This is a genomic window from Paractinoplanes ferrugineus (assembly GCF_016862195.1).
Classification (GTDB): Bacteria; Actinomycetota; Actinomycetes; order Mycobacteriales; family Micromonosporaceae; genus Actinoplanes; species Actinoplanes ferrugineus.
Genome location: NZ_BOMM01000064.1, coordinates 20,058 through 45,191, shown reverse-complemented (window position 1 = coordinate 45,191; position 25,134 = coordinate 20,058). Strand labels below are relative to the sequence as shown.

Sequence of the window (25,134 nt, the reverse complement as noted above, 5' to 3'; positions counted from 1 at the left end):
ATCACGGGCGAAACATTAGGCGAAAGGCTCCGTAGCCGCCATGCAGTCGCGATCCAGCGAACAATTGACCGAGGCACCGCAACGCTCCCCGCTGGAGGTGGCGGATCTGCGCAATCGCGTACGAACGGTGATCGACGAGTTCCTCGCCCGGCAGACCGAGATCCTCGCCGACGTGAGCGACGACTGCGCGCCACTGATCCGCTACGTGGCCGACCTGATGGACGGCGGCAAGCGGCTGCGCCCCGCGTTCTGCTACTGGGCGTGGCGCTCGACCGGAGCGCCCGACGAGCCGGCGGCCGTGGCGGCGGCCGCGTCCTTGGAGTTCCTGCAGGCCGCCGCCCTCATCCACGACGACGTGATGGACGGCTCCGACCTGCGCCGGGGCGCCCCGGCGGTGCACCGCCGGTTCGCCGCCCTGCACCGCGACGGCCGGTGGAGCGGCGACGCCGAGCACTTCGGGTTGTCCGCCGCGGTCCTCGCCGGTGACCTCTGCCTGACCTGGAGCGACGAGCTCTATTCGAGCAGCGGCCTGAACCCGGCCGACCTGCGCCGTGGCCACGGCATCTTCACCGGCATGCGCACCCAGCTCATGGGCGGGCAGTATCTGGACCTGCTGGAACAGGCCCGAGCCGACCGACGCCGGGGCGGCGCGGCCGACCGGGCTCGCCGGGTGATGCACTACAAGAGCGCCAAATACACCGTCGAGCACCCGCTGCTGCTCGGTGGCCGGCTCGCCGGGGCGGACGATGAGCTGCTGGGCCGCTTCTCGGCCTTCGGCCTGCCGCTCGGCGAGGCCTTCCAGCTCCGCGACGACCTGCTCGGGGTCTTCGGCGACACCCACCGGACCGGCAAGCCGGCCGGCGACGACCTACGCGAGGGCAAGCGTACGGTGCTGATCGCGCTCGCCTACGAGCGCGCGACCGGCGGACAGGAAGCGGTCCTGGATTCGCTTCTCGGTGACCGGACCCTCGGTGCCGCCGGTGTCGACACCCTGCGGCAGGTCATCGCCGACACCGGCGCACCGGCCGCCGTCGAACGGATGATCGGCGACCTGCTGGAACGCGCCGTGGCCGCACTCGGCCCGGCCGAGCTCGCCGAGCCGGGCCGTTCCGTGCTGATCGCCCTCGCCGAGGCCGCCACCGACCGGACTGCTTAGCCGCCGCCGCGGGCCGGCCGGGCCCGACCTGACGATTCCCTGACATCGACCTGCCACGATCTGCGCTGCGTCGCCGGCCGGCGACACGGGACAGGCGAGCGGGAAGCAAGGGGAGGGCACGTGCGCAGAACCAGCGCGGCACTGCTGGGTGCGACGGTAGTGGTCGGGATGGGGATCGCGGTTCCCGTGCTGGCGCACGCCGGGACGGGGGTGCGGCCGTCCGCGGTCACCCACCGGGCAGCGCCGCAGCGGCCGGATCTCCGGTTCGCACCGTGGGAGGAGCGCCGCTACCGGATGCGCCAGGAGGCCGTCGACGGGGTGCTGCGCGGGAAGATCGAGCCGGTCCGCCGCGGCGGTGGCCTGGTCGCCCGGATGGGCCGCGGAGGCCGGGCCGACCAGTACGTCGAACTGGCCCGCGAGAAGACCGACAAGGTCTTCGTGATCCTGGCCGAATTCGGCGACGAACGCCATCCCGACTACCCGGACGTCGACACCGAACCGGACGTGCCCGGCCCGACCGTCTTCGACGGACCCCGGCACAACCGCATCACCAAGCCCGACCCGGCCGTCGACAACAGCTCGGTGTGGCAGGCCGACTACGACCGCCGGCACTACGACGACCTGCTCTTCGGCTCGGGCGAGAACACGATGAAGTCGTACTTCCAGAAGCAGTCGGCCGGCCGTTACAGCATCGAGGGCGAGGTCACCGACTGGGTCAAGGTCCGCTACAACGAGGCCCGCTACGGCCGCCTCTGCACCGCCGACGGGGCCTGCGACGGCGACCACATCGGCGAGCTGATCGAGGACGCGGTCACGGCCTGGATCGCCCGCGAGAAGGCGGCCGGGCGCACGGACGCCGAACTCACGGCGAAGCTCGCCACCTACGACGCCCAGGACCCGGACGACTTCGACGGCGACGGCGACTTCGCCGAACCGGACGGATATCTCGACCGGTTCCAGATCGTGCACGCCGGCGACGACCGGGCCACCGGGGTGCTGGAACAGGGCGAGGACGCGATCTGGGCGCACCGCGCGTGGGCCTTCGCGCAGCTCGAGGGGGAGGCCGGACCCGCGGACAACAAACGCGGCGGCGTCCGGATCGGCGGCACCGACCTGTGGGTGGGCGGCTACACCATCATGCCGGAGAACGGCGGGCTGACCGTCTTCGCCCACGAGTACACCCATGATCTCGGGCTCCGCGACGACTACGACCCCCTCGACCGTTCGGTGGACAACGCCGAGGCGTGGAACCTGCTCGGCAGCACCGGTGGCCACCTCAGTGCGGCCGGCGGCCCGCTCGGGGTCCGCGCCGCCGACATCGGTGCGTGGGGCAAGCTGCAACTCGGCTGGCTCGACCACCGGTCGGTCCGGGCGGGGGAGAAGCACACCGTCGACCTCGGCCCGAGCGAATACCGCACCACCCGGCCGCAGGCCCTCGTCGTCACCCTGCCCGACCTGGAGACCCCGACCGACCTCGGCGCGCCCGCCGCGGGCGAACGGCAGTACTTCTCCGGGGCCGGATCCGCGGCCGACACCACCATGACGCGGGAGCTCGACCTGACCGGCGCGGCGACCGCCCGGCTGACCATGAAGGCCCGCTACTCCCTCGACACCGACCTCGACTTCGTCTCCGTCGAGGCCTCCACCGACGGCGGCGGCACCTGGACCGCGCTCGACGGCACCGTCCGGGGCGCGGCGTTCGGCCGGGACGCCGACGGCCGGCCCGCGCTCACCGGCACGACCGCGGACAAGGAGAACGGCGACGAATGGGCCGACCTGAGCGTGGCGCTGGACGCCCAGGCAGGCCGGCGGATCCAGCTGCGGCTGCGCTACCGGTCCCTGGCGGGCTCGTCCAGCAGCGGCTTCTTCGGCGACGAGATCACCGTCACCAAGGACGGCACGACCGTCCTCAGCGACGGTGCCGAGCAGCCGAGCACCTGGACGCTCGACGGCTTCGTCGTCGAGGACTCCACCGGCGTCGAGAAGACCCCGCAGTCGTACGTCGCCGCGTACCGCGCTCCCGTCTCCTACGACCGCAACCTCAAGAACGGGGCGTTCAACTACGGCTGGAGCTCGACCAGGCCGAAGTGGATCGAGAACTTCTCGTACCAGAACGGTCTGCTGGTCACCTACGACAACACCGCGGAATTCTGCAACTGCATCAGCGCGCGCCCGGGTCAGGGCCGCAACCTGAACATCGACGCGCACCCGCGGCCCCTGACGAACCCGGCCGGCGCGCTCTGGGATTCCGGCGTGCAGATGTACGACGCGACGTTCAGCAAGTTCCCGGCCGAATCGCTCACCCTGCACCTCGACGGCAAGGCGCAACGGATCGCCGGCGGCCGCGCCCAGCCCGTCTTCGACGACACCGAGCAGTACTTCTACGAGGGTGCGCCCTGGGGGGTGAAGCTGCCCGCGGTCGGCGTGCGGATCGAGATCGTCCGCCAGGAGGCCAGCACGATGACCGTCCGGGTCTCCTGACCGTGGGCGGTCCGACCGCTCGACTCACCGATCTATAGTCGCGGCCGTGTGTGCGCACGTACTCGTGGCCGAGGACGACCGGAGGCAGGCCGACCTGCTGGGCCAATACCTGCGGGCGGCCGGCCACGAGGTCTCGGTGGTCCACGACGGCCGGTCGGCGCTGACCCGGGCGCGCCGTCAACCGCTGGATCTGCTCGTCCTCGACGTGCTGATGCCGCGGATCGACGGATGGGAGGTCTGCCGGGTCCTGCGGCGCGACAGCGACGTGATGGTGCTGATGCTCACCGCGCGGTCGAGCGAGGAGGACCTGCTGACCGGCCTCGGCCTCGGCGCCGACGACTATCTGACCAAGCCGTACAGCCCCCGGGAACTGGTGGCCCGGGTGGAGACCCTGCTGCGCCGGCGGCGGCCGGCGATCCTTTCCGACGACGAGGTGTACGTGCTGGGCCCGCTCACCGTCGACGCCGGGCGGCACCGCGTCGAGGTCGCCGGCACCGTGGTCGACTGCACGCCCGGGGAGTTCGCCATCCTGGCGGCCATGGCGGCCCGGCCCGAGCGCGTCTTCAGCCGCGCCCAGCTGCTCGATCACACCCGCGGCGTCGAGCGCAGCTCCACCGCCCGCACGATCGACATGCACGTGGTGAACCTGCGCCGCAAGATCGAGGCGAACCCGCGCCGGCCGGCCTTGCTGGTGACGGTTTACGGGCTGGGCTACAAGCTGACCGGTGACCCGCGGTGAGTCCGGGCGGGTCGGCACCGCCCGGCCGCGTGCCGCTTCGCCGCAGCCTGATCGGGCGCCTGCTGGCCACCTCGGTGCTGATCGCCGTGGCCGCCATCGCCGCCACGGCCTGGCTGGCCGCCCAGTCCACCAGCCGGGCCATCCGGCAGGAGCAGGGCCGGTCGCTCGCCGACGACAAGGGCGTCTACGACATGCTGGTGGCCTACGGCGCCACGCACCGGGACTGGACCGGCGTCCAGACCCTGATCGAGGCCCGGTCCGCGACGATCGGCCGGCGGATCACTCTCACGACCGACGACCGCGAGATCCTTGCCGACTCCGGTGGAACCGGGTCGCTGGCCACCGTCCGCGCGGCGGCGACGGTCGACCCGCTGCGGCTCGACCAGGCGTTGACGGGCAGCGCCGACCGCATCGACGAGCGCGCGGTGGGGCCGTACAAGCTGCCGCGGCCGGAGCGCGACGAGCTGACCCAGGTCGCGCAGGCCCGGCTGAGCTGTCTGCGCGGGTTGCAGGTCGCCGGCCGGGTCGCCGACGATCCGAGCGGCCGCCCGGAGGTGCAGGTGACCAGTTCCGACTTCAGCGGCGTCACCGGCCTGTGCGCGGCCAAGTTCTATCTGGTCACCGCCACCGAGCGGCGGGCTCTGCGCGACCTGGCCACGATGACCGCGCGCTGCCTGGGCCTGAGCCGCGGGACCAAACTGGTGATCGGCCGCGACTTCGCGGTCGAGCAGTTGTCGCCGGCCGCGCCGGACCGAGCGCGCGACCTGGGCGCGGGGCGCGTGCGGTCCTGCATCGCGGAGAGCCGCGCCCGGCAATTGCGGGACTACGTGGCGCCGCCCGCCCTGCTTTTCGTCACCGACCGGGGCGGCACCGCGGTGGAGCCGGTGTTCCGCCTGTCCCGGGCCAATGTCCTGCGCATCGTCGGGGTCACCGGTGCGGTGCTGCTGGCCACCGTCCTGCTCACCGTGCTCGTGGGCCGGCGGCTGGTCCAGCCGTTGCGGGCGTTGACGAAGGCGGCGGCTCAGCCCGTCGAACGGTCCGCGCGGATGCCGGTCGCCCGCGACGACGAGATCGGATATCTGGCGCGCGCCCTCAACGACCTGACCGAACGACGGGAGCGGGCCGAGGCCCAACGGCGCGGCATGGTCAGCGACATCGCGCACGAGCTGCGCAACCCGCTGACCAACATCCACGGGTGGCTGGAGGCCGCGCGGGACGGGGTGACGCCGACCGGGTCCACCGTCCTGGAGGTGGTGCGCGAGGAGGCCACCCTGCTGCGGCACATCGTCGACGACCTCAGCGACCTGGCCGCCGCCGACGCCGGTGAGCTGCGCCTGCACCGCGAGCCGGTCTATGCCGCCGACCTGGTGACGCAGGTGCGCGACTCGCACGACACCGGCGCGGCCCGAGCCGGCGTCACGCTCACCGCGCGGGTGGCCGGCGACCCGGTCCTCAGTGCCGACCCGCTGCGCCTGCGCCAGATGATCGGCAACCTGGTGGCGAACGCGATCCGCTACACCCCCGCCGGTGGCACGGTCACCGTGACGGCCGCGCCGGCCGGCGCGGAACTCGAGGTGGTCGTGCGCGACACCGGCGTGGGCATCGCCGCCGACGACCTGCCGAGAATCTTCGACCGGTTCTGGCGGGCCGACACGTCGCGGGCGCGCGCCACCGGGGGCAGCGGGCTGGGCCTGCCGATCGCCCGTCAGCTTGCCGTCGCGCACGGTGGCACGCTGACCGCCGTGAGCCGGCCTGGCCACGGCACCACCATGACCCTGCGCCTGCCGCTCGATCCGTCGTTCCGCACCGGCGGGCCGGGCTTGCCCGGCCGTGGCACCGTGGCCGCCGATGACCAGACCGGGGTACGCCTTCAGTAATGCCAGTGAGCAGTCCGCCGCCCACCACGACGCGTTGGCCGAACTGCTCGACCGGCAGAGCCACGAGTCCATCACCGACGTCCTCGACCCGGCGGGCCGGCGCTGCCTGGACGTCGGCGCGGGGGCCGGCAGCATCGCGGGGTGGCTCGCCGACCGGGCCGGCGAGGTGCTCGCCACCGACGTCGCGCCGCGGCGCATCCCGGACCGCCCCGGCCTGACCGTGCGGCAGCACGACATCGTCACCGGCGATCCGCTGGGCCACTTCGACCTGGTGCACGCCCGCTTGCTGCTGGGCCACCTGCCCCGGCGCGCCGCGGCACTGCGGCAGATGGTCCACGCCCTGGCCCCCGGCGGTGTGCTGATCACCGGCGACTTCACGGTGGCACCCGGCGCGTTCGTGCTGTCCGCCCCCGACGAGGGCACCGCCGACGTGCTGTCCCGCTATCTCACGGCCCACGTGCGCGCGCTCACCGCGCTCGGCTACGACAACGACTGGCCCCACCGGGCCCCGGCGGCCTTCGAGGCGGCCGGGCTCACCGACGTCCACTTCCGGTCGTACGCGACGGGCTGGCGCGGCGGCGGCCCGGGATGCCGCCTGCTCCGGGCCGGGATTCCGCAGCTGCGCCCCGCGCTGTCGGCGCACGGTCTCACCGACGAGGACATGTCCGCGACCGTCGCGGCTCTGGGCGATCCCCGGGTCCTGCTCAACGGTTTCCTGTTCGTCCAGACCAGCGGACGGGCCCCGGCCTGACCGCCGGCCGACCCATTCTCCGGCCCGGCTCAGCCGCCAGGTCACGCTGCCGCCTCCACCAGGCGGGCCCCGCGGCTCCGGCGGGTGGGCCTCGTCGCTTGCGCCCGGCGGGCTCCGCCGCTTCCGACCGGGAGTTCTGCCGATACCGCCCGCGCCTTCGGCCTGTCGAGTGCAATAATGGCAATCCGTGCATGTGTTTCGAGAATCGCTCGCAGAGAGGCCCGACCATGGCGACCGCTGACTCCCGGCCCGCGTCCGGCCCTGCGCCCGCGTCCGGCCCTGCACCGACGTCCGGCCCTGCGCCCACGCCCGCGGCCGCTCACGGTGCGGAGGCCGCCCACGGGGCCGGTCACGTCCACGGGGCCGGTCACGTCCACGGGGCCGGTCACGCCCATGAGGCCGGTCACGCCCACGGGGCCGGTCACGCCCATGAGGCCGGACATGCCCACGGGGCCGGTCACGCCCATGAGGACGGACATGCCCACGGGGCCGGACACGCCCACGGGGCGGAAGCCGGTCGCGAGGACGGGCATGCGCACGGGGCGGGCGGCGGCGGAGCGGGGGACGGGGGCGGGCGCGGTGGTGGGCATGCTGGTCATGACCACGGTGTGTCGGCGGACACCGATCGGCGCTGGCTGACGCTGGCGCTCGCGCTCATCGGTGCGTTCATGGCGGGCGAGGTGGTCGTCGGCATCATCGCGCGGTCCCTGGCTCTGCTGTCGGACGCGGCCCACATGCTCACCGACGCCGGCGCGATCGTTCTGGCCCTGATCGCCATGCGGCTGGCCGCCCGCGCCCCGAAGGGTGGCTTCACCTACGGCCTCAAGCGTGCGGAGATCCTGTCCGCCCAGGCCAACGGGCTGACGATGCTGCTGCTCGCGGCCTGGCTCGGTTACGAGGCGGTGCGCCGGCTGATCGACCCGCCTCCGGTCGCCGGCCAACTGGTGCTGATCACCGCCCTGGTCGGCGTGTTCGTCAACATCGCGGCGGCGTGGGCGATGAGCCGGGCGAACCGGTCGAGCCTCAACGTCGAGGGGGCCTTCCAGCACGTACTCAATGATCTTTATGCCTTTGTCGCCACCGCGATCGCCGGTGTCGTCATGGTCACCACGGGTTTCGCCCGAGCGGACGGCATCGCCACGCTCGTCGTCGTGGTGCTCATGGTCAAGGCCGGTCTGGGGCTGATCCGTGAGTCCGGCCGGATCTTCCTGGAGGCGGCGCCGGCCGGCTTCGATCCGGCCGCACTGGGTGCGGAGATCGTCGCGATGGACGAGGTGGTCGAGGTCCACGACCTGCACGTCTGGCAGATCACTTCCGGTCAGCCGGCGCTGTCGGCGCACGTGCTCGTGGTGCCCGGCGGGGACTGTCATGCGGTCCGGGGCCGGATCGAGGAGCTGCTGCGGTCCCGGCACCACCTCACCCACAGCACCCTTCAGGTCGACCACTGCGCCGTGGGGGAGCCGGCCGGGCACTGCGACGACGCGCACGGCCTGGCCTACCGGGCCGCCGCCGCCACGCCACCGGGCGCCGCCTCCGGCTGACCGCGGCCGTGGCCGGCGCCGCGCCCGGCTGGCTGGCCGTCGGCCGTGGCCGGCGCCGCGACCGCGGCCCGGCCTTACCGAGGCCGGGCCGCCGCGTCGGTCAGTCCTGGATCCGGCCGCCGGTGATGCGCGAGACGATCAGGGCGGCCAGGATGATCAGGCCGTTGAGGGCGCCGATCCACTGGGCGGGGATGCCGGCCAGGGTCAGCACGTTCTGGATCATGAACAGCAGCAGGATGCCGGTGAAGGCGCCGAACATGGTGCCCTTGCCGCCGTTGAGGCTGATGCCGCCGATGACGGCGGCCGCGAAGACGGTGAAGATGTAGCCGTTGCCCTGGGCCGAGGCGACCGAGGCGAGCCGGCCGGAGAGCAGCAGCCCGGCGAGGGCGGCGAGCACGCTGCCGGTGACGATGACGATCGCGAGCACCCGTTCGGTGCGGATGCCGGCGGCCTTGGCCGCGTCCAGGTTGCCGCCGATCGCATAGAGGGACCGGCCGAAGCTGGTCCAGCCGAGCACGACCACGGCCACCGCGAACAGGGTCAGGCAGATCCAGATGGACGCGGGCACACCGAGCCACGAGGCGGTGCCGGGATAGAGCATCGACGGCGGCAGGCGGAAGAACGTCTGGCCGCCGGAGATGCCGGTCAGGCCGCCGCGCAGGACGATCAGCATGCCGAGGGTGACGATGAAGCCGTTGAGCCCGAAGCGGATGATGAGCAGCGCGTTGACGGCACCGACGAGCGCGCCGACGGCCAGGGTCAGCGGGATCGCCCAGCCTCCGCCGAGCAGGCCGAGTCCGTGCCCCGGCCCGGCCGGCACCACCAGCCAGGCCGCCACGCCCGGGGCGAGGCCCATGGTGGACTCGAGTGACAGGTCCATCTTCTTGACGATCAGGATCATCGTCTCGGCCAGCACCAGCAGCGCGATCTCGGACATCGTCTGCAGGACGTTGAGCAGGTTGTCGGTCTGCAGGAAGACCGGGCTGACGATCTGCCCGACCACCGCGATGATCACGATCGCGGGGACCAGGGCGAGGTCGCGCAGCCGGGCCAGCGGGATCCGGCCGCCGATGAGGCGGAGCCGGTGACTCGCGGTGGTCGGCCGGTCCGGCGCGGAGGGGTCGGCGACGGTGGTGTCAGGCATCGAGGTTCACTCCTTCCATGGCCGCCACGAGGTCGTGGTCGTGCCAGTCGTGGCTGAACCCGGTGGTCACCCGGCCCTGGAACATCACCAGCACGCGGTCGCAGACGCGCAGGTCGTCGAGCTCGTCCGAGGCGATCAGGACGCCGGCCCCGGCCCGTGCCGTCTCCTGCACCTTGTTCAGGAGGAACTCCTTGGACCGTACGTCCACCCCGGCCGTCGGGTTGATCAGCACGAGCAGCTTGGGGTCGTCGGCCAGCGCCCTTGCCATCACGACCTTCTGCTGGTTGCCGCCGGACAGCCCGGAGACCGGCAGGTGCGGGCTCGGCGTCTTGATCGCCAGGTGCGTGATCATGCCGGCGGCGATCGTGTCCCGGCGCCCGGTGTTGATGAAGCCGTAGCGTCCGAGCCGGGCCGGCACGGACAGGGTCCCGTTGTCGGCGACCGACATGTCCGGGACGAGCCCCTGGCGGTGGCGGTCCTGGGGCACGAACCCGGCGCCGGCCGCGAGCGCGTCCGGGACGCTGCCGGGGCGTGGCCGCCGGCCCGCGATCTCGACCTCGCCGGCGGCCGCGGCCCGCCAGCCGACCACGGTCTCGGCGACCTCGGTCCGCCCGCTGCCGGCGGCTCCGGCGAGCCCGACGATCTCGCCCGCGCCGACGTCGAGACTCACCTCCTGATAGGCGCCGTCGGCGCCGGTCAGGTCGCGTACCCGTAAGGCGGGGGACCGGCCGGCGTCCACGCCGCGGTTGGGCGCCCGCCGTCCGGTCAGGGCGGCGTCGCCGGTCATGGCGGCGACCAGGTCGGCGCGGGGCAGCTCGGCCACCGGTGCGGTGACGATCTGCCGGGCGTCCCGCAGGACCGTCACCACGTCGCAGATCTCGTAGATCTCGGCCAGGTGGTGGCTGATGAACAGGAACGTCACACCCTGGGCCTGCAGATCGCGGATGCGCCCGAACAGCCGGTTGATCGCGGCGCCGTCCAGCTGCGCCGTCGGTTCGTCGAGGATGATGAACCGGGCCCCGAACGACAGCGCCCGGGCGATCTCCACGAACTGCCGCTGCTCGACCGACAGATCGCCGGCCGGGGTACGCGGATCGACGTCCATCGACCAGGTCGCGAGCAGCTCGACCGCCCGGCGCCGGGACGCCGACCAGTCGACCAGGCCGGTACGGCCGCGGTCGTAGCGGTTGAGGAACAGGTTCTCGGCCACCGTCAGGGCGGGGATGATCGTCGACTTCTGATAGACGCAGGCGACCCGTTGCCGCCAGGCGTCGCGCTCGGCGAGCCGGGGCGCCGGCCGGCCGGCGAAGGACACCAGGCCCGCGTCCGGCGCCTGCAGCCCGGTGAGGATCGACACCAGAGTCGACTTGCCCGCCCCGTTCCGGCCGACCAGGGCGTGCGTCTGGCCGGCCGCCACGGTCAGGTCGACGTGGTCCAGCGCGACCGTCGGCCCGTACCGCTTGCTGACGCCGGTCGCCTCGACGATCGGTGGCGGGCCGCGAAATCGCCCGGTGCCGGCGTGGGCCGGTGTCTCGCTCATCCGTTGCCTCTCCGCTCAGCTCAGGTTGTTGCCCCACAGCGTGGGGTCGTCGCTCTTGACGCTGGCCACGCCGCCGTAGGAGGCGCCGTCCTTGGTGACCAGGGGGGCCGACAGCTGGTCCTCCAGGACGCCGTCGCGGACCTGGATGATGGTGCTGTCGTGGTCGGTCGGGCCGGGTTGGAAGGTCTGGCCGTTCATCGCGGCCTTGACGTAGAACAGGGCGTACTTGGCGTAGAGGTCGGCCGGCTGGGACACCGTGGCGTCGATCTGGCCCGCCGCGATGTCCTTGAGTTCCTCCGGGATGCCGTCGTTGGAGACCACGAACACGTGTTTCGGGTCGTCCGGGCCGACCAGCAGGCCCTTCTGCTTGAGCAGCTGGAGGGTGCCGGACAGGGCGAAGCTGGACTGCATGTAGACGCCCTTGATGTCCGGGTTGGCGGTCAGGTCGGTCTGCAGTTTCTGCGCGGCCACCGCACCGTCCCAGTTGGTGGCCTCGCCGAAGACCTTGATCTGCGGGAAGGAGGTCTTCATGCACTCGTCGAACGCCTCGGTCCGGTCCCGGCCGTTGATCGAGTCGAGGCCGCCCTCGAGCATGACGACCTTGCCCTTGCCGCCGAGTTTGGTGCCGAGGAACTGGCACGCCTTGGTGCCGTAGGCCCGGTTGTCGGCCCGGACCACCATGGCCACGCTGCCCGAGTCGGGCCGGGTGTCCACGGTGACCACCGGGATCTTCTTGGCGGCCAGCTGATCGAGCGCGGGTGCGATCGCCGCCGTGTCCTGCGGGGCCATCACCACGCCCTGGACGCCCTGGCTCATGAAGGTCTGCACGTTGGCGGTCAGTTTGGCCACGTCGTTCTGCGAGTTGGTGGTCTTCAGGGTCAGTCCGAGCTCGGCACCGGACTTGGGCGTGTATTTGATGAACGAGTTCCAGAAGTCGGTGTCCGAGCGGGGGTAGTCGACGCCGACCACCGGTTTGCCGCTCGCCGCGTCGGTGTCGGAGGTCCGGTTGCAGGCGCTGATCAGCATCAGCGCGACGGTCGCGCAAGCTCCGGCACGCAGGGCTGTCATGTGCTTCATCGCTGCTCTTTCCTGCTTGATGACCAGGTACGTGCGATGTTTCAGCGGCGAGAACGGGGTGTGTCGTACTCGTATGACATATGACGTATTTAAATGTCTCGACGCCGCACTGTCCAGAGCCGATCTCCGGCGCGGGCGTTCTTCCGGGATGGGCGAATCCGGCCCCGGCCGACCCGCTGAAAAAGCGTTACGCGGTCGCCCGGACCGGCCTGACGAGGAGAAACCGGCGTGCGGTTACACCCACGTGACATAGACATGTGTCGTTTGACGTGTCACGTTGTGAACGTTAACTTCACCGACACGAGCGGCCCCGTGAGCCGTCCGGTCCGCTAGGAGGGTCGACATGAAAGTACGGGGGGCGGTGGCAGCGGCCGCCGCGTCGGTTCTGATCGCCGGTGGCATCGCCACGGCCACCGCCGCACACGCCGCGGTGGGCTGTCAGGTCGCCTACGAGATCAGTTCCCAGTGGCCGGGCGGCTTCGGTGCCGCCGTGCGCGTCACCGACCTGGGCGACCCGGTCGACAGCTGGCGGGTGTCCTGGTCGTTCGGTGCCGGGCAGACCGTCACGCAGCTCTGGAACGGGTCGTTCACGCAGTCCGGCGCCACGGTGACGGTCACCAACGCGGCGTGGAACGGCAGCATCGCCTCCGGCGGGACGGTCACCTTCGGCTTCAACGGCGCCTGGACCGGCGGCAACCCGGTGCCCACCGCGTTCACGGTCAACGGCGTCCCCTGCACGGGCGGCGTGCCCACCCCGTCGCCCACCGACACCCCGAGTCCGACCGGTTCCGCGAGTCCGACCGGTTCCCCGGGTCCGACCGACACCCCGGGTCCGACCCCGACGAGCGCCGGCCCGACCACGCCGCCACCGGCTCCGCAGGCGTGCGACCTCTACGCCGCCGGCGGCACCCCGTGCATCGGCGCGCACAGCACGACCCGGGCCCTGTTCGCGGTCTACAACGGGCCGCTCTACCAGGTGCAGCGGGCGACCGACAAGGCGTACGCCGACATCGGGTTGCTCTCGGCCGGCGGCGTGGCCAACGCCGCCGCCCAGGACTCGTTCTGCGGCAGCGCCGGTTGCACCATCACCAAGATCTACGACCAGAGCACCAACCACAACGACCTGCCGATCTCCTGGGGCGGCCTGTGGAAGGGCCCCGGCCCCAACGGGGCCGATCTGGGCGCCGACGCCAAGGCACTGCCGATCACCGTCGGCGGCCATCGGGCGTACGGCGTGAAGGTCACGCCCGGAGTCGGCTACCGCGTCGACAACGCCAGGAACGCCCCCACCGGGTCGCGTCCCGAGGGCATCTACATGATCACGTCGTCGAACTACGTGAACCAGTGGTGCTGCTTCGACTACGGCAGCGGGGAGAACTCGCACACCGACACCGGCAACGCCACCATGAACGCGATCGAGTGGGGCACCGCCTGCTGGTTCGCGGACTGGGGGAACCCGAAAAGCCCCTGCGTCGGCACCGGCCCCTGGGTCGAGGCCGACCTCGAGAACGGCATGTACCACACCAACACCGGCTCCAACAAAGATCCGAACAACTCCGGTGTGCACTTCCCGTTCGTGTCGGCGTGGGAGAAGAACAACGGCACCACCAACTTCACCCTCAAGTACGGCAACGCGACCGGCGGCGGACTGACCACGCCGTACTCCGGTGCCCTGCCCCGGGGTTACTCGCCGATGAAGCTGGAGAGCTCGCTGCTGCTGGGCACCGGTGGCGACAACAGCCACAACGGCCAGGGCGAGTTCTTCGAAGGTGCCATCACGGCCGGCTTCCCCAGCGACGCGACCGAGAACGCCGTCCAGGCCAGCGTCGTCGCCGCCGCCTACCACTGACCCCTGCCCCGTCACCTCGGAAAGAAGTCCTCATGACGTTCAGAACCCGACCCGGCCGGGTCGCGAGAGCGGCGCTGACCGCGATCGCCGCCCTCGGGCTCGTCGCGGCCGCCCCCGCCGTGTCCCAGGCGGCGACGATGACCACGCTGTTCGCGTCGCCGGCCGGCAGCGGCACCGCGTGCTCCGAGGCGGCGCCGTGCTCGCTGACCCAGGCCCAGACCGCGGTGCGCGCGCTCACCGGCTCGATGACCGGCGACGTGGTCGTGCGGCTGGCCGGCGGCGTCTACCGGCTGGCCGCACCGCTCTCGCTGGGGGCCGCCGACTCCGGCACCGGCGGTTACCGGGTGATCTGGCAGGCCGCGCCCGGAGCCACCCCGGTGCTCTCCGGCGGCCGGCAGGTCACCGGCTGGAGCGTGTACGACAGCGCGAACAACGTCTACGCGGCGGCGGTACCGGCCGGTGCGGACTCCCGGCAGCTCTACGTCGACGGCACGCTGGCGCCGCGGGCCGCGATCGGCATCAATCGCAGCGACGTCCGGTTCACCACCACCGGGATGACGATCGTCAACTCGGCGCTGAACTACCTCGCCACCCTGCCCGCGCAGAACCGGATCGAGCTGGAGAGCCAGAACTCGTTCACCGACCGGTTCGCCCCGGTGCAGTCGATCTCCGGCACCACGATCACGATGCAGCAACCGGCCTGGAACAACAACAACTGGGGGTACGACACGCTCGCCAGCCCGTTCGCCGGTGGTGGCCTTCAGCTGCAGAACTCGTACTCGTTCCTCAAGAAGGCCGGGCAGTGGTATCTCGATCCGCAGGCCGGGCAGCTGTACTACAAGGCGCCGGCCGGCTGGAACCCCGCGAGTCATGACGTGGAGCTGCCGCGGCTGAGCTCGCTGCTGCAGGTCTCCGGCAGTTACAGCGCCCCGGCGCACGACATCACCGTGCAGGGCGTCACCTTCTCGCACAGCACCTGGCTGACCCCGAGCAGCAACATCGGTTACGCCGACCAGCAGTCCGGCACCTTCCTCGGCCAGACCTACCAGCAGCCGTCGAACTTCCTCACCTCCTGCCAGTCCGGCTGCCAGCTGTTCGAGGCCACCCGCAACAGCTGGCGGCAGGCGCCGGCGGCGGTGCAGGTGTCGGCCGCCTCGAACATCACCTTCGCCGGGGATTCGTTCGCCCACCTCGGTCAGGTCGCCCTCGGCATCGGCAACGACGCCAACGCCAACGCCTCGGGCGTCGGCCTCGGTGCGTCCGGGATCACCGTGACCGGCAGCAGCTTCACCGACGACTCCGGGGCCGGCATCGTGGTCGGCGGTGTGCAGCCCGACGCGCACCACCCCACCAACCCGGCGATGACCAACCAGAACATCACCATCACCGACAACGTCATCTCCGGGGTGGCCAAGGACTACAAGGACATGGCGGGAATCCTGTCCACGTACGTCACCCACGCCGTCATCGAGCACAACGAGGTCTCCGCCCTGCCGTACGACGGAATCGACGTCGGCTGGGGCTGGGGCATGAACGACCCGGGCGGCAGTCCCGACTACTCCGCCCGGGGCACGTACAACTACCAGCCGATCTACTCCACGGCCACGACGCTGAAGAACACCGTGGTCGCCGGCAACCGGATCCACGGCACCAAGACGCTGTTCCACGACGGCGGCAGCCTCTACAACCTCTCGGCCAACCCCGGGTCGACGTTCAGCGGCAACTACATCTACGACAACCAGCGCACCGTCGGGCTGTACCTGGACGAGGGCTCGCGTTACGTCACTCTCACCAACAACGTGGTGCAGGACTCCGGGGTGTGGGCGTTCACCAACGCCTACTCCAACAACCACACCGACGGCAACGCCTTCAACTACAACTGGTACAACGGCGGCGTCACCAACGTCGCCACCGGCGCCCCCCACTACAACACCCTGACCGGCAACGTCCAGGTGTCCGGCACCAACTGGCCGGCCGCCGCTCAGCAGGTGATCAGCCAGAGCGGCCCGCGGCGGGCGGTCGTGACGGTCGCCAACCCGGGCAACCAGTCCGGCCCGGCCGGCACCGCGATCACCGCGCTGCAGATCCGGGCGACGGCCTCGACCGCCGGGCAGAGCCTGACGTACGCGGCGACCGGGCTGCCCGCCGGGCTGTCGATCAGTTCGTCGGGGCTGATCACCGGGACGCCGACCACGGCCGGTACCTCGAGCGTGACCGTCTCGGCCACGGACACGTCCGGAGCCACCGGTTCGGCGTCGTTCACCTGGACCGTGAGCGGTACCGGCAGCAGCGGCGGGACCTGCCGGGTCACGTACGAGAAGAACGAATGGTCCGGTGGGTTCACCGCCAACGTGACCGTCGCCAACACCGGCACCGCCGCGGTCAACGGCTGGAGCCTGGCGTGGACGTTCCCCGGGGACCAGAAGATCACCAGCGGGTGGAACGCCACCGTGACCCAGGCCGGGTCGGCCGTGACCGCCACCAACGCGAGCTACAACGCCACGATCGCCCCGGGCGGCTCAGCACAGTTCGGTTTCCAGGGCACCTGGACCGCCAGCGACGCCGTCCCGACCGCATTCACCCTCAACGGCGCCACCTGCGGCTGATGGCCGCCGCGTCGACAATGGAAGGATCCTCGATGAGGTCTGACACCCGACCCCGCTCCGGGCGGCGAAAGCCGGTGTGGCGTCGCGCCCTCGGCACCGGCCTGGCCGCTGTGCTTCTCGCCGCCGTCGGTGTGACGGTGCTGAGTTCGCCGGCCGTGGCCGCCACGGCGGTCCCGATCGACGGCTCGTCGGGCGGTCGCACGTTCGACGGCGTCGGCGCGGTCAGCGGCGGTGGCGGCAACAGCCGGCTGTTGTTCGACTATCCGGAGCCGCAGCGGGGCCAGATCCTGGACTACCTGTTCAAGCCCGGCTACGGCGCCGCGCTGCAGATCCTGAAGGTCGAGATCGGCGGTGACACCAACTCGACGAGCGGCGCCGAGCCCAGCCACGCGCACACCCGCGGCGATCTCAACTGCAACCGCGGGTACGAGTGGTGGATCATGGAGCAGGCCAAGGCCCGCAACCCGAACCTCAAGCTGGTGGGCCTGCCCTGGGGGGCGCCCGGGTGGATCGGCAACGGCAACATCCTGTCCACCGACATGATCAATTACCTGCTGTCCTGGCTGGGTTGCGCCAAGCAGCACAACCTCACCATCGACTACCTGACCGCCGGGCAGAACGAGAAGAAGTACGACGCCAACTGGACGATCAGCCTGCGGAACGCGTTGAACAGCAACGGCTACAGCGCCATGAAGATCATCTACGGGGATTCCTGGCCCGGTGACTGGAGTCCGGCCAACACGGTCGTGAACAACAACGCGCTCAAGTCGGCCATCGACGTGCTGTCCGCGCACTACGTCTGCGGCTACCTCAGCGCGCAGAGCACCTGCACGGTGCCGGCCAACGCCACCAACTCCGGCGAGACGTTGTGGAACAGCGAAGGCGGCTCGCAGGACTACAACGACGGGGCCAAGCCACTGGCCCGCGGCATCAACCGCGGTTACGTCGACGGCCGGATGACCGCCTATCTCAACTGGGACCTGATCGCGGCGATCACACCGAACCTCCCGTGGGCCACGGTCGGCCTCATCCTCGCCAACCAGCCGTGGTCCGGCTGGTACGCGGTCGGCAAGGACACCTGGACGCTCGCCCACACCACCCAGTTCACCGCGCCCGGGTGGAAATACCTCGACCGGTCCAGCGGGTTCATCGGCGGCAACCGCAACAACGGCAGCTACGTCTCGCTGAAGTCGACGAACAACACCGACTACAGCACCGTCATCGAGACCATGGACGCCACCGCCGCCCAGCAGCTGGACTTCACCGTCGGCGGGGGCCTGTCGACCGGTCCGGTGCACGTGTGGCGGACGAACCTCAACTCCGGCAACACCGCCGACCACTTCGTGCACAGCGCGGACCTCACCCCGAACGGCGGCAAATTCTCGCTGACCGTCCAGCCCGGCTACGTCTACACCCTCACCACCACGACCGGGCAGGGCAAGGGCACGGCCACCAGCCCCGCGCAGGGTTCGCTGGGCCTGCCCTATACCGACAACTTCGAGTCGTACGCGGCCGGCCGGTTCCCCCGCTACCTGCAGGACATGCAGGGCGCGTTCGAGACCACCGCCTGTGGTGGCGGCCGGTCCGGGACGTGCCTGCGGCAGGCCTCCCCGCAGGCCCCGATCACCTGGAAGACGCTCTCCGAACCCAACACCTACGGCGGGAACCTGAACTGGAACAACTACACCCTGTCCGCCGACGTGATGCTGGAGACCGCCGGCTTCGCCCAGCTGGAGGGCCGGGTCGGCACGACGAATCTCGACCCGATCAACCGGTTCAACGGCTACTTCCTGCGGGCCCAGGACACCGGGGCCTGGTCGATCCTGCGGAACAACACCAGCGGGCAACTGACCACGCTGCGCAGCGGCACCACCGCGGCGCTGGGCACCGGTCGCTGGCACAACCTGAAGCTCACCTTCAGCGGCAGCAACATCGCCGCGGTCATCGACGGCACCACCGTGGGCACGGTCAGCGACGGCACGTTCGGCGCCGGGCAGGTCGGCTTCGGCACCAGCCAGGGGGAGACCGCCCAGTTCGACAACCTGCAGGTCTACAACGGCAACCCGCCGGTCGACCCGACCCCGACGCCCACCCCGACCCCCACGGCGTCGCCCACCCCGACACCCACCCTGTCGCCGACCCCGACCACCAGTCCGACCACCGGCCCGACCACCCCGGCCGGCGGCTGCGTGGCCGACTACCACGTGGTCTCCACCTGGTCGGGCGGCTTCCAGGCGGAGGTCACCGTCACCAACAACGGCGCCACCACCTCCACCGGATGGCGGACCGACTTCACCTACGCCGACGGTCAGCGGGTCAGCCAGTCCTGGAACGCCGACCTGACCCAGAACGGCGCCGCGGTCACGGCGGCCAACGTCAGTTACAACGGCGCCCTCGCCCCGGGCGCCTCCGCCACCTACGGCCTGCTCGCCACCCAGACCGGCAGCGCCAACACCGTCCCGGCCGTGACCTGCGCGCTGCGCTGAGCACGGGATACTGATCGGCCTAGGAGTCGAGGAATGCGCACATCAGCCGCCGGCCGGGTACACCGGGCACTGGTCGCCGCCGTACTCGCCGTCGCCGGGACCGCTGTGGTCTCGGATCCGGCTCGCGCCGACACCACCCAGTTCCACGGGGTGAACTGGGCCGATCAGCGGGACAACTTCGTCGACGGGGTGCTGTACGTGTCGGGCCTGGGCTCGGCCGACACGTACGCCACCGCGTCGGTGGTGGCCGACCGGGTGGTCGGCCAGCTCTACTCGATCACCGGCGCCAACACCGTCCGGATGCCGATCAACGAGCCGACCGTGACGAGCTACTGGGGCACCTACACCGGTGCCGTCGACCAGGCGCTCACCAAGGGCAAGGTGATCCTGGCGTACTGGGCGTACGGCAGCGGCCGACCGGCCGACGTGGCGGCCTACGACCGGATGTGGGACACCGTCGTGGCCCGCTACGCCGGCAACAGCAACGCCTACTTCGAGGTCATCAACGAACCGTACGGGTATTCCACGGCGGATCTGACCAACCTCTACTCCGCCTGGCTCGCCCGGCACCCGGACGTGCCCCGCGGCCGGGTGATCCTGGACGGCGCGGGCCTCGCCCAGAACGTCGCCGCGGTCGGCCAGGACGGCCGGCTGAACGAGACCCTGCTGGCCGTCCACGACTACTCGTTCTTCGCCGGATTCGAGGACGAGACCTCGTGGGCGAACCACCTCGCGAGTTCCATCGGCGGGTACGCGTCGCGGACCGTGGCCACCGAGTGGGGCGGCCCGATGGGGCCCGGCAGCAAGAACGGGGTCTCGTACGACACCATCGACTACAACATCCCGAGCGGCTCGTTCTTCGCCGACTACCTGCGGGGCGTCAGCAGCAAGCTGCGCGAGCTGGGCGTGGGCGGGGTGTACTGGCCCGGCCTGCGCGACGGGGACTGGTACAGCCTGACCCGGCGCACCGGCAGCGGCTCGAGCATCTCCCTGACGCTGACCAACGCCTCGGGGCTGAACCGCCTGCGCTACTCGTGGGGCATCGGCACCGGCGGCAGCACCACGGTGCGGATCGTCAACACCGCCACCGGCCTGTACGCCGACGGGTGGGGCCGCACCACGTCGGGCAGCGACGTGGCCCAGGGACCGGGCAGCGGCGGCGCGAACCAGCAGTGGGTGGTCGAGAACTCGGGAACCTACGTCCGGCTCCGCAACGTGGCCAGCGGACTGTACTTCGACGGGATGGGCCGGACCGCCAACGGCAGTGCGGCCGGTCAGTATACGTCCGGGACGTCGGCGAATCAGCAGTGGACCGTCGTCACCGACGCGAACAACGTACGACTGCGCAACCGGGCCACCGGGCTCTACCTGGACGGCATGGGGCGCACGGCGAGCGGCGCGAGCGCCGGGCAGTACAGCGACTCCACCAGCGCCAACCAGCGCTGGAGGATCGTCGCCGCGGGCTGAGACGCGGAGGGTCTTGCAGACATCATACGTATGCTCTTATATTTCGTATCGATGAACTCCGGTCGACACGGCCACCCTGACGAAGGGCCTCCACATGGGTGAGATCATGCGAGCCTCCCGCCTCTCCGGCGCCGCCGGGATCCTGGCCGTGGCCCTGGCGCTGGCCGCCTGCGGCGGCGGCAAGGACAGCGGGACCACCGGCGCCCAGGACGACAAGGCCGAGATCACGGTCTGGGTCGACGCCGACCGCGCCGGGGCGGCCGACGCCTTCAAGAAGGCCAACCCCGGCGTCGCCGTCAAGGTGGTCAACTACGACGGCTCGGCCAACGGGTCCAACTCCTTCCGGACCAAGGTCCAGCTGTTCGACCGGGCCGGCAGCGGCTGGCCGGACGTGGTGTTCTCGACGCAGAACAACGACGCCGCGTGGGCGAGCCAGAAGGCGGGTGGCAAGCCGGCCTTCGCGGCCCCGCTGAGCGACGGACTGATCCCCAAGGCCACCCTGGACGGCTTCACGCCCGGCTCGCTCGATCCGTGCACCGTCGACGGCAAGGTCTACTGCCTGCGAAACGACCTCGCCCAGGTGGTGCTCTGGTACGACAAGAGCCTGCTGACCCGGTTCGGCTACCCGGTGCCGGCCACCTGGGAGGAATACCAGGCGCTCGGCGAGAAGGTGGCGCGGGAGCATCCGGGCTACATCGTCGGCACCGTCGGCGATGCCTGGACGCCCGAGGTCTTCTTCTGGGGCAGCAAGTGCCAGGCGAACGGGGTCACCGGACCGCGGGCGGTCACGGTCAGGACCACCACGACCGAGTGCCGCCGGGCCGCCGCGATGCTCGACACGCTCATCAAGAACGGCACCACGCCGAACGTCAGCGTCTTCACCCCGGAGTTCGTCCAGAAGTACGCCGGGAAGGTGCTCGTCATGCCCGGCCCGGCCTGGTATGCCGGAGCGATCTTCAACAACCCGCAGTCGCTCAACGTGCCCAAGGGCCGGCTCGGCGTGGGCGCGCCGCCGGCCTGGTCCGGCGACACCGCGGTGACCGGCAACGTCGGTGGCGGCACCTGGTTCATCAGCAGCCACTCGAAGAACCTCAAGGCGGCGGCCAAGTTCGCCGAGTTCGTCACCACCGCCGACGACTACCAGGTGAACCTCGCCCCCGGATACCCCGCCTTCGCGTCGACCGCCGACCGCTGGGTCAAGAAGCAGGAGGCGAGCGGCTACTACGCCACCGACCTGCAGGCGATCATCAAAGCCGGCACGGAGATCTGGGACGGCTGGGGTTCCGGGCTGTTCAGCCAGGAAGCCATCTGGGCCAAGACCGTGACCCCCGCGATCGCCGACGGCAAGAGCCTGGTCGACCTGCTGCCCACCTGGGAGACGGCGATCAAGAACCAGGCCAAGGTGGACGGTTACACCGTCGGATGAGGGCGGTGCGGACGAGCTACCTCTTCGTTGCCCTCTACACCGCTCTGACCGTCGCGTTCGGGATCCTTCCCGCCCTGTACGCGATGTACCTGGCGGTCACCGACGCGGCGGGCGGCTTCGCCGGGCTCACGAACTTCACCCGGGTCGTCGGCGACTTCCGCTTCGGGCCGGCCGCCACCCACGTCGCGTACTTCCTGCTGATCTGGCTCGTCGCACTGGTCGTGCTGGTGACCGTCCTCGCGATCGTCGTGCACGCCGTGCGGCTGCGCTGGCTCAGCAGCACCCTCCGGCTCGTCTTCTATCTGCCCGGCGCCCTGGCCGGGGCGTCGAGCGTGCTGCTGTGGCTGTTCCTGCTCGACCCGACCGCCAGCCCGATCGGCGGCCTGCTGCGCCTGTTCGGCCTGTCCAGCTTCGTGCAGGTGATCGGGCCGGCCCACCTGCCGCCGATCTTCGCCGTCATCGCGTTCTGGACCGGCGCGGGCGGCTGGATCGTGATCATGTACGGCGCGCTCAACAACATCAGCGCCGAGGTCGTCGAGGCGGCCCGCATCGACGGCGCCTCCGCCATGCAGATCGCCTGGCGGATCCAACTGCCGATGCTGCGCAAATGGATCTCCTACATGGGGATCATGTCGCTCGCCGCCGGCACCCAACTGTTCGTCGAACCCCAGCTGCTCTCACAGGCCAGCAACGCGGTCGTGCCGAACGACTACTCGCTCAACCAACTCGCCTACCAGTACGCGTTCCAGCAGAACGACTTCAACGGCGCGGCCGCCATCTCGTTGCTGCTGTTGCTCGTCGCCCTCGCCCTGTCCGCGGTGTTCGTGCTGCGCGGCGGCCTGTTCGAGAGGGACTGACCGCCATGACGACAGCGGCAACCGACCGCCGGAGCGGGGTCAGCGGCTGGAGCGGCCGGGCGATCGCCGGGCTGGTCCTCACGATCTTCGTGTTCTTCTTCCTGATCCCGGTGGTCTGGCTGCTGCTGGCGACGACGAAATCGGCCCGCGGCCTCATCGTCGGCGCCCCGTTCGCCCCGGGCCGGCCCGGCGACCTGGCCACCAACTGGCATCAGCTCTTCTCCTTCCAGGACGGTGCGGTCACCACCTGGATCGGCAACTCGGCGATGTACGCGGTGGGCGCCCTGGTGATCACGCTGGTGGCCAGCATCCCGGCCGGTTACGCGGTCGCCCTCACCGAGTTCCGGTTCCGCCGGACCCTGCTGGTCCTGACCCTGATCGTGATGCTCATCCCGAACACCGCGCTGGTGCTGCCGATCTTCCTGGAGCTGAACTCGGTGGGCCTGATCGGCAGCCCGCTGTCGGTGATCCTGCCGCTGTCGTTCTTCCCGTTCGGGGTCTACCTCACCTACATCTACTTCTCCACCAGCATCCCGCGGGACCTGCTCGCCGCCGCGCGCATCGACGGCTGCTCCGAGCTGCAGGTGTTCACCCGGGTGGCGTTGCCGCTGGCCGCGCCGATCGTCGCCCTCGTCGCGTTCTTCAGCTTCGTGCAGAGCTGGAACAACTTCTACCTGCCGTTCGTGATGCTGCCGTCGAGCGACGGCTACCCGATCCAGGTGGGACTGACCTCCCTGCTCGCCTCCACCCCCGCGTTCAACCCGAGTTCGGCCGGGGGGCAGTCGGTGCAACTGCCGACCCTCGCGCTCGCCACGGTGATCTCGGTGCTGCCCGTGCTGATCGTTTTTCTCTTCGCACAGCGTTTCCTGGTCGCCGGGATGACGGCGGGCGGAACGAAGGAATGAGCCGGATTCCGGCCGGGAGGGAGCAACGGTGAAGATCACCGGATACCGCAGCCTGACGACCGAGCACGACTGGGGCCGGCGGATCGGCGACGCGAACGGGGTGATGCCGCGCCCGCGCACCGACGTGCACGTCCTGATCCTGGAGACCGACGAGGGGATCGAGGGGGTCGGGCTGGGCCCGCACGCGGACGTCGAGCGGGTGTTCGGCGCGGTGGAGGGACACGACCCGCGCGCGGTGACGGCCCTCTACGACCGGATGCTCGACTGGGTGTTCAAGACCGGGCACGCCGGTGCGGCCTTCGGCGCGATCGGCGCCCTCGACACGGCACTGTGGGATCTGAAGGCCAAGGCCGCGGGCGAACCACTCTGGCGTATGCTCGGCGCCCTCGACCGGTTCGTCCCGGGCTACGCCTCGGGCCTCGACATCGCGCTCGACGACGACCGGCTGGCCGACCTCTACACCGAGTTCGCCGACCGGGGGTACAGCTCCGGCAAGCTCAAGGGCGGCTTGCACCTGGAGCACGACCTGCGCCGGCTGCGGATCCTGCGGGAGGTGCTGGGGCGCAACTCGGCGGAGCCCGCGCTGATGCTCGACGCCAACGAGTCCTGGAACCGTTCGCAGGCCGTCCGCTACGTCACCGCACTGGAGCGGGCGATCGACCTCACCTGGATCGAGGAGCCGGTGCGCCGGTGGGACGCGGCCGGGCTGGCCTCGGTGCGGCGGGGGATCCGGGCCGCCGTCGCGACCGGCGAGAACCTCACCGGCCTCGAGCAGTACCGGCCGCTTCTGGACGCCGACGCGGTGGACGTCGTGCAGGTCGGCAACGTCTGGGGGATCACCCACTTCCTGCGGGTGGCGGCCGTGGCGCACAGTCGGGACCTGCCGGTCAGCCCGGTGGCCTATCACACCAACCCGGTGGCGCACGCGGCCGCGGCCGTACCCAATCATCTGGCCTTCGAGGTTCAGGGGTTGACCGCGCCGATCGGGTTGCGGGTCGATCAGGAGTACGACGACGGTGGCATCGTCCTCGGTGACGAACCGGGGATCGGGGTGCGCGTCGACGAGGAGCGCATCATCGCCGCCCACGCCGCCCGGCCGGGCACCCAGGACGCCGGCCCGCACGTCCGACCGGACCGGGCCGGCCTGCGCCTGATCCCGGACTCCATGCGGGAACGTGACGGCCATGCCTGGCAACGACTGGGACTCGAGCCGTCCTGATTGTCCACTCCGG

General features: G+C 70.9%; 17 protein-coding genes. 14 read left to right on the top strand and 3 right to left on the bottom strand.

The features are described 5' to 3' along the window. Positions 1 to 64 precede the first annotated feature (64 nt). The 6 genes from Afe05nite_RS35180 (at position 65) to Afe05nite_RS35155 (ending at position 8,545) form a co-directional block, all read left to right on the top strand. Positions 65 to 1,156, top strand: coding sequence for a polyprenyl synthetase family protein (locus Afe05nite_RS35180; protein ID WP_438869442.1), 1,092 nt, complete (start codon positions 65 to 67; stop codon positions 1,154 to 1,156). A 120-nt stretch (positions 1,157 to 1,276) separates the two neighbouring features. Next, complete coding sequence (locus tag Afe05nite_RS35175) at positions 1,277 to 3,637, top strand: immune inhibitor A domain-containing protein (protein ID WP_438869424.1); 2,361 nt, start codon at positions 1,277 to 1,279, stop codon at positions 3,635 to 3,637. A gap of 46 nt (positions 3,638 to 3,683) precedes the next feature. Then, the gene (locus Afe05nite_RS35170; protein ID WP_203821619.1) at positions 3,684 to 4,376 is read left to right on the top strand and encodes a response regulator transcription factor; all 693 of its coding nucleotides are present in this window, start codon (positions 3,684 to 3,686) and stop codon (positions 4,374 to 4,376) included. 29 nt (positions 4,377 to 4,405) lie between these two features. After that, positions 4,406 to 6,253 carry a sensor histidine kinase gene (locus Afe05nite_RS35165; protein ID WP_203821618.1) on the top strand — a complete coding sequence of 616 codons (1,848 nt, stop codon included), beginning with the start codon at positions 4,406 to 4,408 and terminating at the stop codon, positions 6,251 to 6,253. Beyond that, complete coding sequence (locus Afe05nite_RS35160) at positions 6,225 to 7,004, top strand: methyltransferase (protein ID WP_203821617.1); 780 nt, start codon at positions 6,225 to 6,227, stop codon at positions 7,002 to 7,004. The genes Afe05nite_RS35165 and Afe05nite_RS35160 overlap by 29 nt, the downstream gene beginning before the upstream one ends. Positions 7,005 to 7,612: 608 nt before the next feature. Beyond that, positions 7,613 to 8,545, top strand: a complete 933-nt coding sequence (locus Afe05nite_RS35155; protein WP_239118433.1) for a cation diffusion facilitator family transporter — start codon at positions 7,613 to 7,615, stop codon at positions 8,543 to 8,545. Positions 8,546 to 8,645: 100 nt separating this feature from the next. On the opposite strand, the gene Afe05nite_RS35150 is transcribed toward Afe05nite_RS35155, so the two are convergent. From Afe05nite_RS35150 to Afe05nite_RS35140, 3 genes are read right to left on the bottom strand one after another with little or no spacing between them, the layout of a single operon-like run. Next, positions 8,646 to 9,689 carry an ABC transporter permease gene (locus Afe05nite_RS35150; RefSeq protein ID WP_203821615.1) on the bottom strand — a complete coding sequence of 348 codons (1,044 nt, stop codon included), beginning with the start codon at positions 9,687 to 9,689 and terminating at the stop codon, positions 8,646 to 8,648. Continuing rightward, positions 9,682 to 11,229: a sugar ABC transporter ATP-binding protein gene (locus Afe05nite_RS35145; protein WP_203821614.1), complete on the bottom strand. Its 1,548-nt coding sequence runs from the start codon at positions 11,227 to 11,229 to the stop codon at positions 9,682 to 9,684. Before Afe05nite_RS35145 ends, Afe05nite_RS35150 begins: the two co-directional genes overlap by 8 nt. A 15-nt stretch (positions 11,230 to 11,244) precedes the next feature. Beyond that, the gene (locus tag Afe05nite_RS35140; RefSeq protein WP_203821613.1) at positions 11,245 to 12,306 is read right to left on the bottom strand and encodes a sugar ABC transporter substrate-binding protein; all 1,062 of its coding nucleotides are present in this window, start codon (positions 12,304 to 12,306) and stop codon (positions 11,245 to 11,247) included. A 343-nt stretch (positions 12,307 to 12,649) separates the two neighbouring features. Here Afe05nite_RS35140 and Afe05nite_RS35135 point away from each other — a divergent pair, with 343 nt between their 5' ends. From Afe05nite_RS35135 to Afe05nite_RS35100, 8 genes are all read left to right on the top strand, one after another. Then, positions 12,650 to 14,155, top strand: a complete 1,506-nt coding sequence (locus Afe05nite_RS35135; RefSeq protein ID WP_203821612.1) for an arabinofuranosidase catalytic domain-containing protein — start codon at positions 12,650 to 12,652, stop codon at positions 14,153 to 14,155. Between the two features lie 32 nt (positions 14,156 to 14,187). Further along, positions 14,188 to 16,761 carry a cellulose binding domain-containing protein gene (locus Afe05nite_RS35130; protein ID WP_203821611.1) on the top strand — a complete coding sequence of 858 codons (2,574 nt, stop codon included), beginning with the start codon at positions 14,188 to 14,190 and terminating at the stop codon, positions 16,759 to 16,761. 32 nt (positions 16,762 to 16,793) lie between these two features. Further along, positions 16,794 to 19,247 carry a cellulose binding domain-containing protein gene (locus Afe05nite_RS35125; RefSeq protein WP_203821610.1) on the top strand — a complete coding sequence of 818 codons (2,454 nt, stop codon included), beginning with the start codon at positions 16,794 to 16,796 and terminating at the stop codon, positions 19,245 to 19,247. A 33-nt stretch (positions 19,248 to 19,280) separates the two neighbouring features. After that, entirely contained in the window at positions 19,281 to 20,714 is a 1,434-nt protein-coding gene (locus Afe05nite_RS35120) for an RICIN domain-containing protein (protein WP_203821609.1), read from the top strand. Between the two features lie 106 nt (positions 20,715 to 20,820). Then, the gene (locus tag Afe05nite_RS35115) at positions 20,821 to 22,140 is read left to right on the top strand and encodes an ABC transporter substrate-binding protein (protein WP_203821608.1); all 1,320 of its coding nucleotides are present in this window, start codon (positions 20,821 to 20,823) and stop codon (positions 22,138 to 22,140) included. 5 nt (positions 22,141 to 22,145) lie between these two features. After that, the gene (locus Afe05nite_RS35110; RefSeq protein ID WP_239118432.1) at positions 22,146 to 22,997 is read left to right on the top strand and encodes a carbohydrate ABC transporter permease; all 852 of its coding nucleotides are present in this window, start codon (positions 22,146 to 22,148) and stop codon (positions 22,995 to 22,997) included. Between the two features lie 5 nt (positions 22,998 to 23,002). Continuing rightward, the gene (locus Afe05nite_RS35105) at positions 23,003 to 23,902 is read left to right on the top strand and encodes a carbohydrate ABC transporter permease (protein ID WP_203821606.1); all 900 of its coding nucleotides are present in this window, start codon (positions 23,003 to 23,005) and stop codon (positions 23,900 to 23,902) included. Positions 23,903 to 23,930: 28 nt separating this feature from the next. Next, complete coding sequence (locus Afe05nite_RS35100; protein WP_203821605.1) at positions 23,931 to 25,121, top strand: mandelate racemase/muconate lactonizing enzyme family protein; 1,191 nt, start codon at positions 23,931 to 23,933, stop codon at positions 25,119 to 25,121. The last annotated feature ends 13 nt before the right edge of the window (positions 25,122 to 25,134 follow it).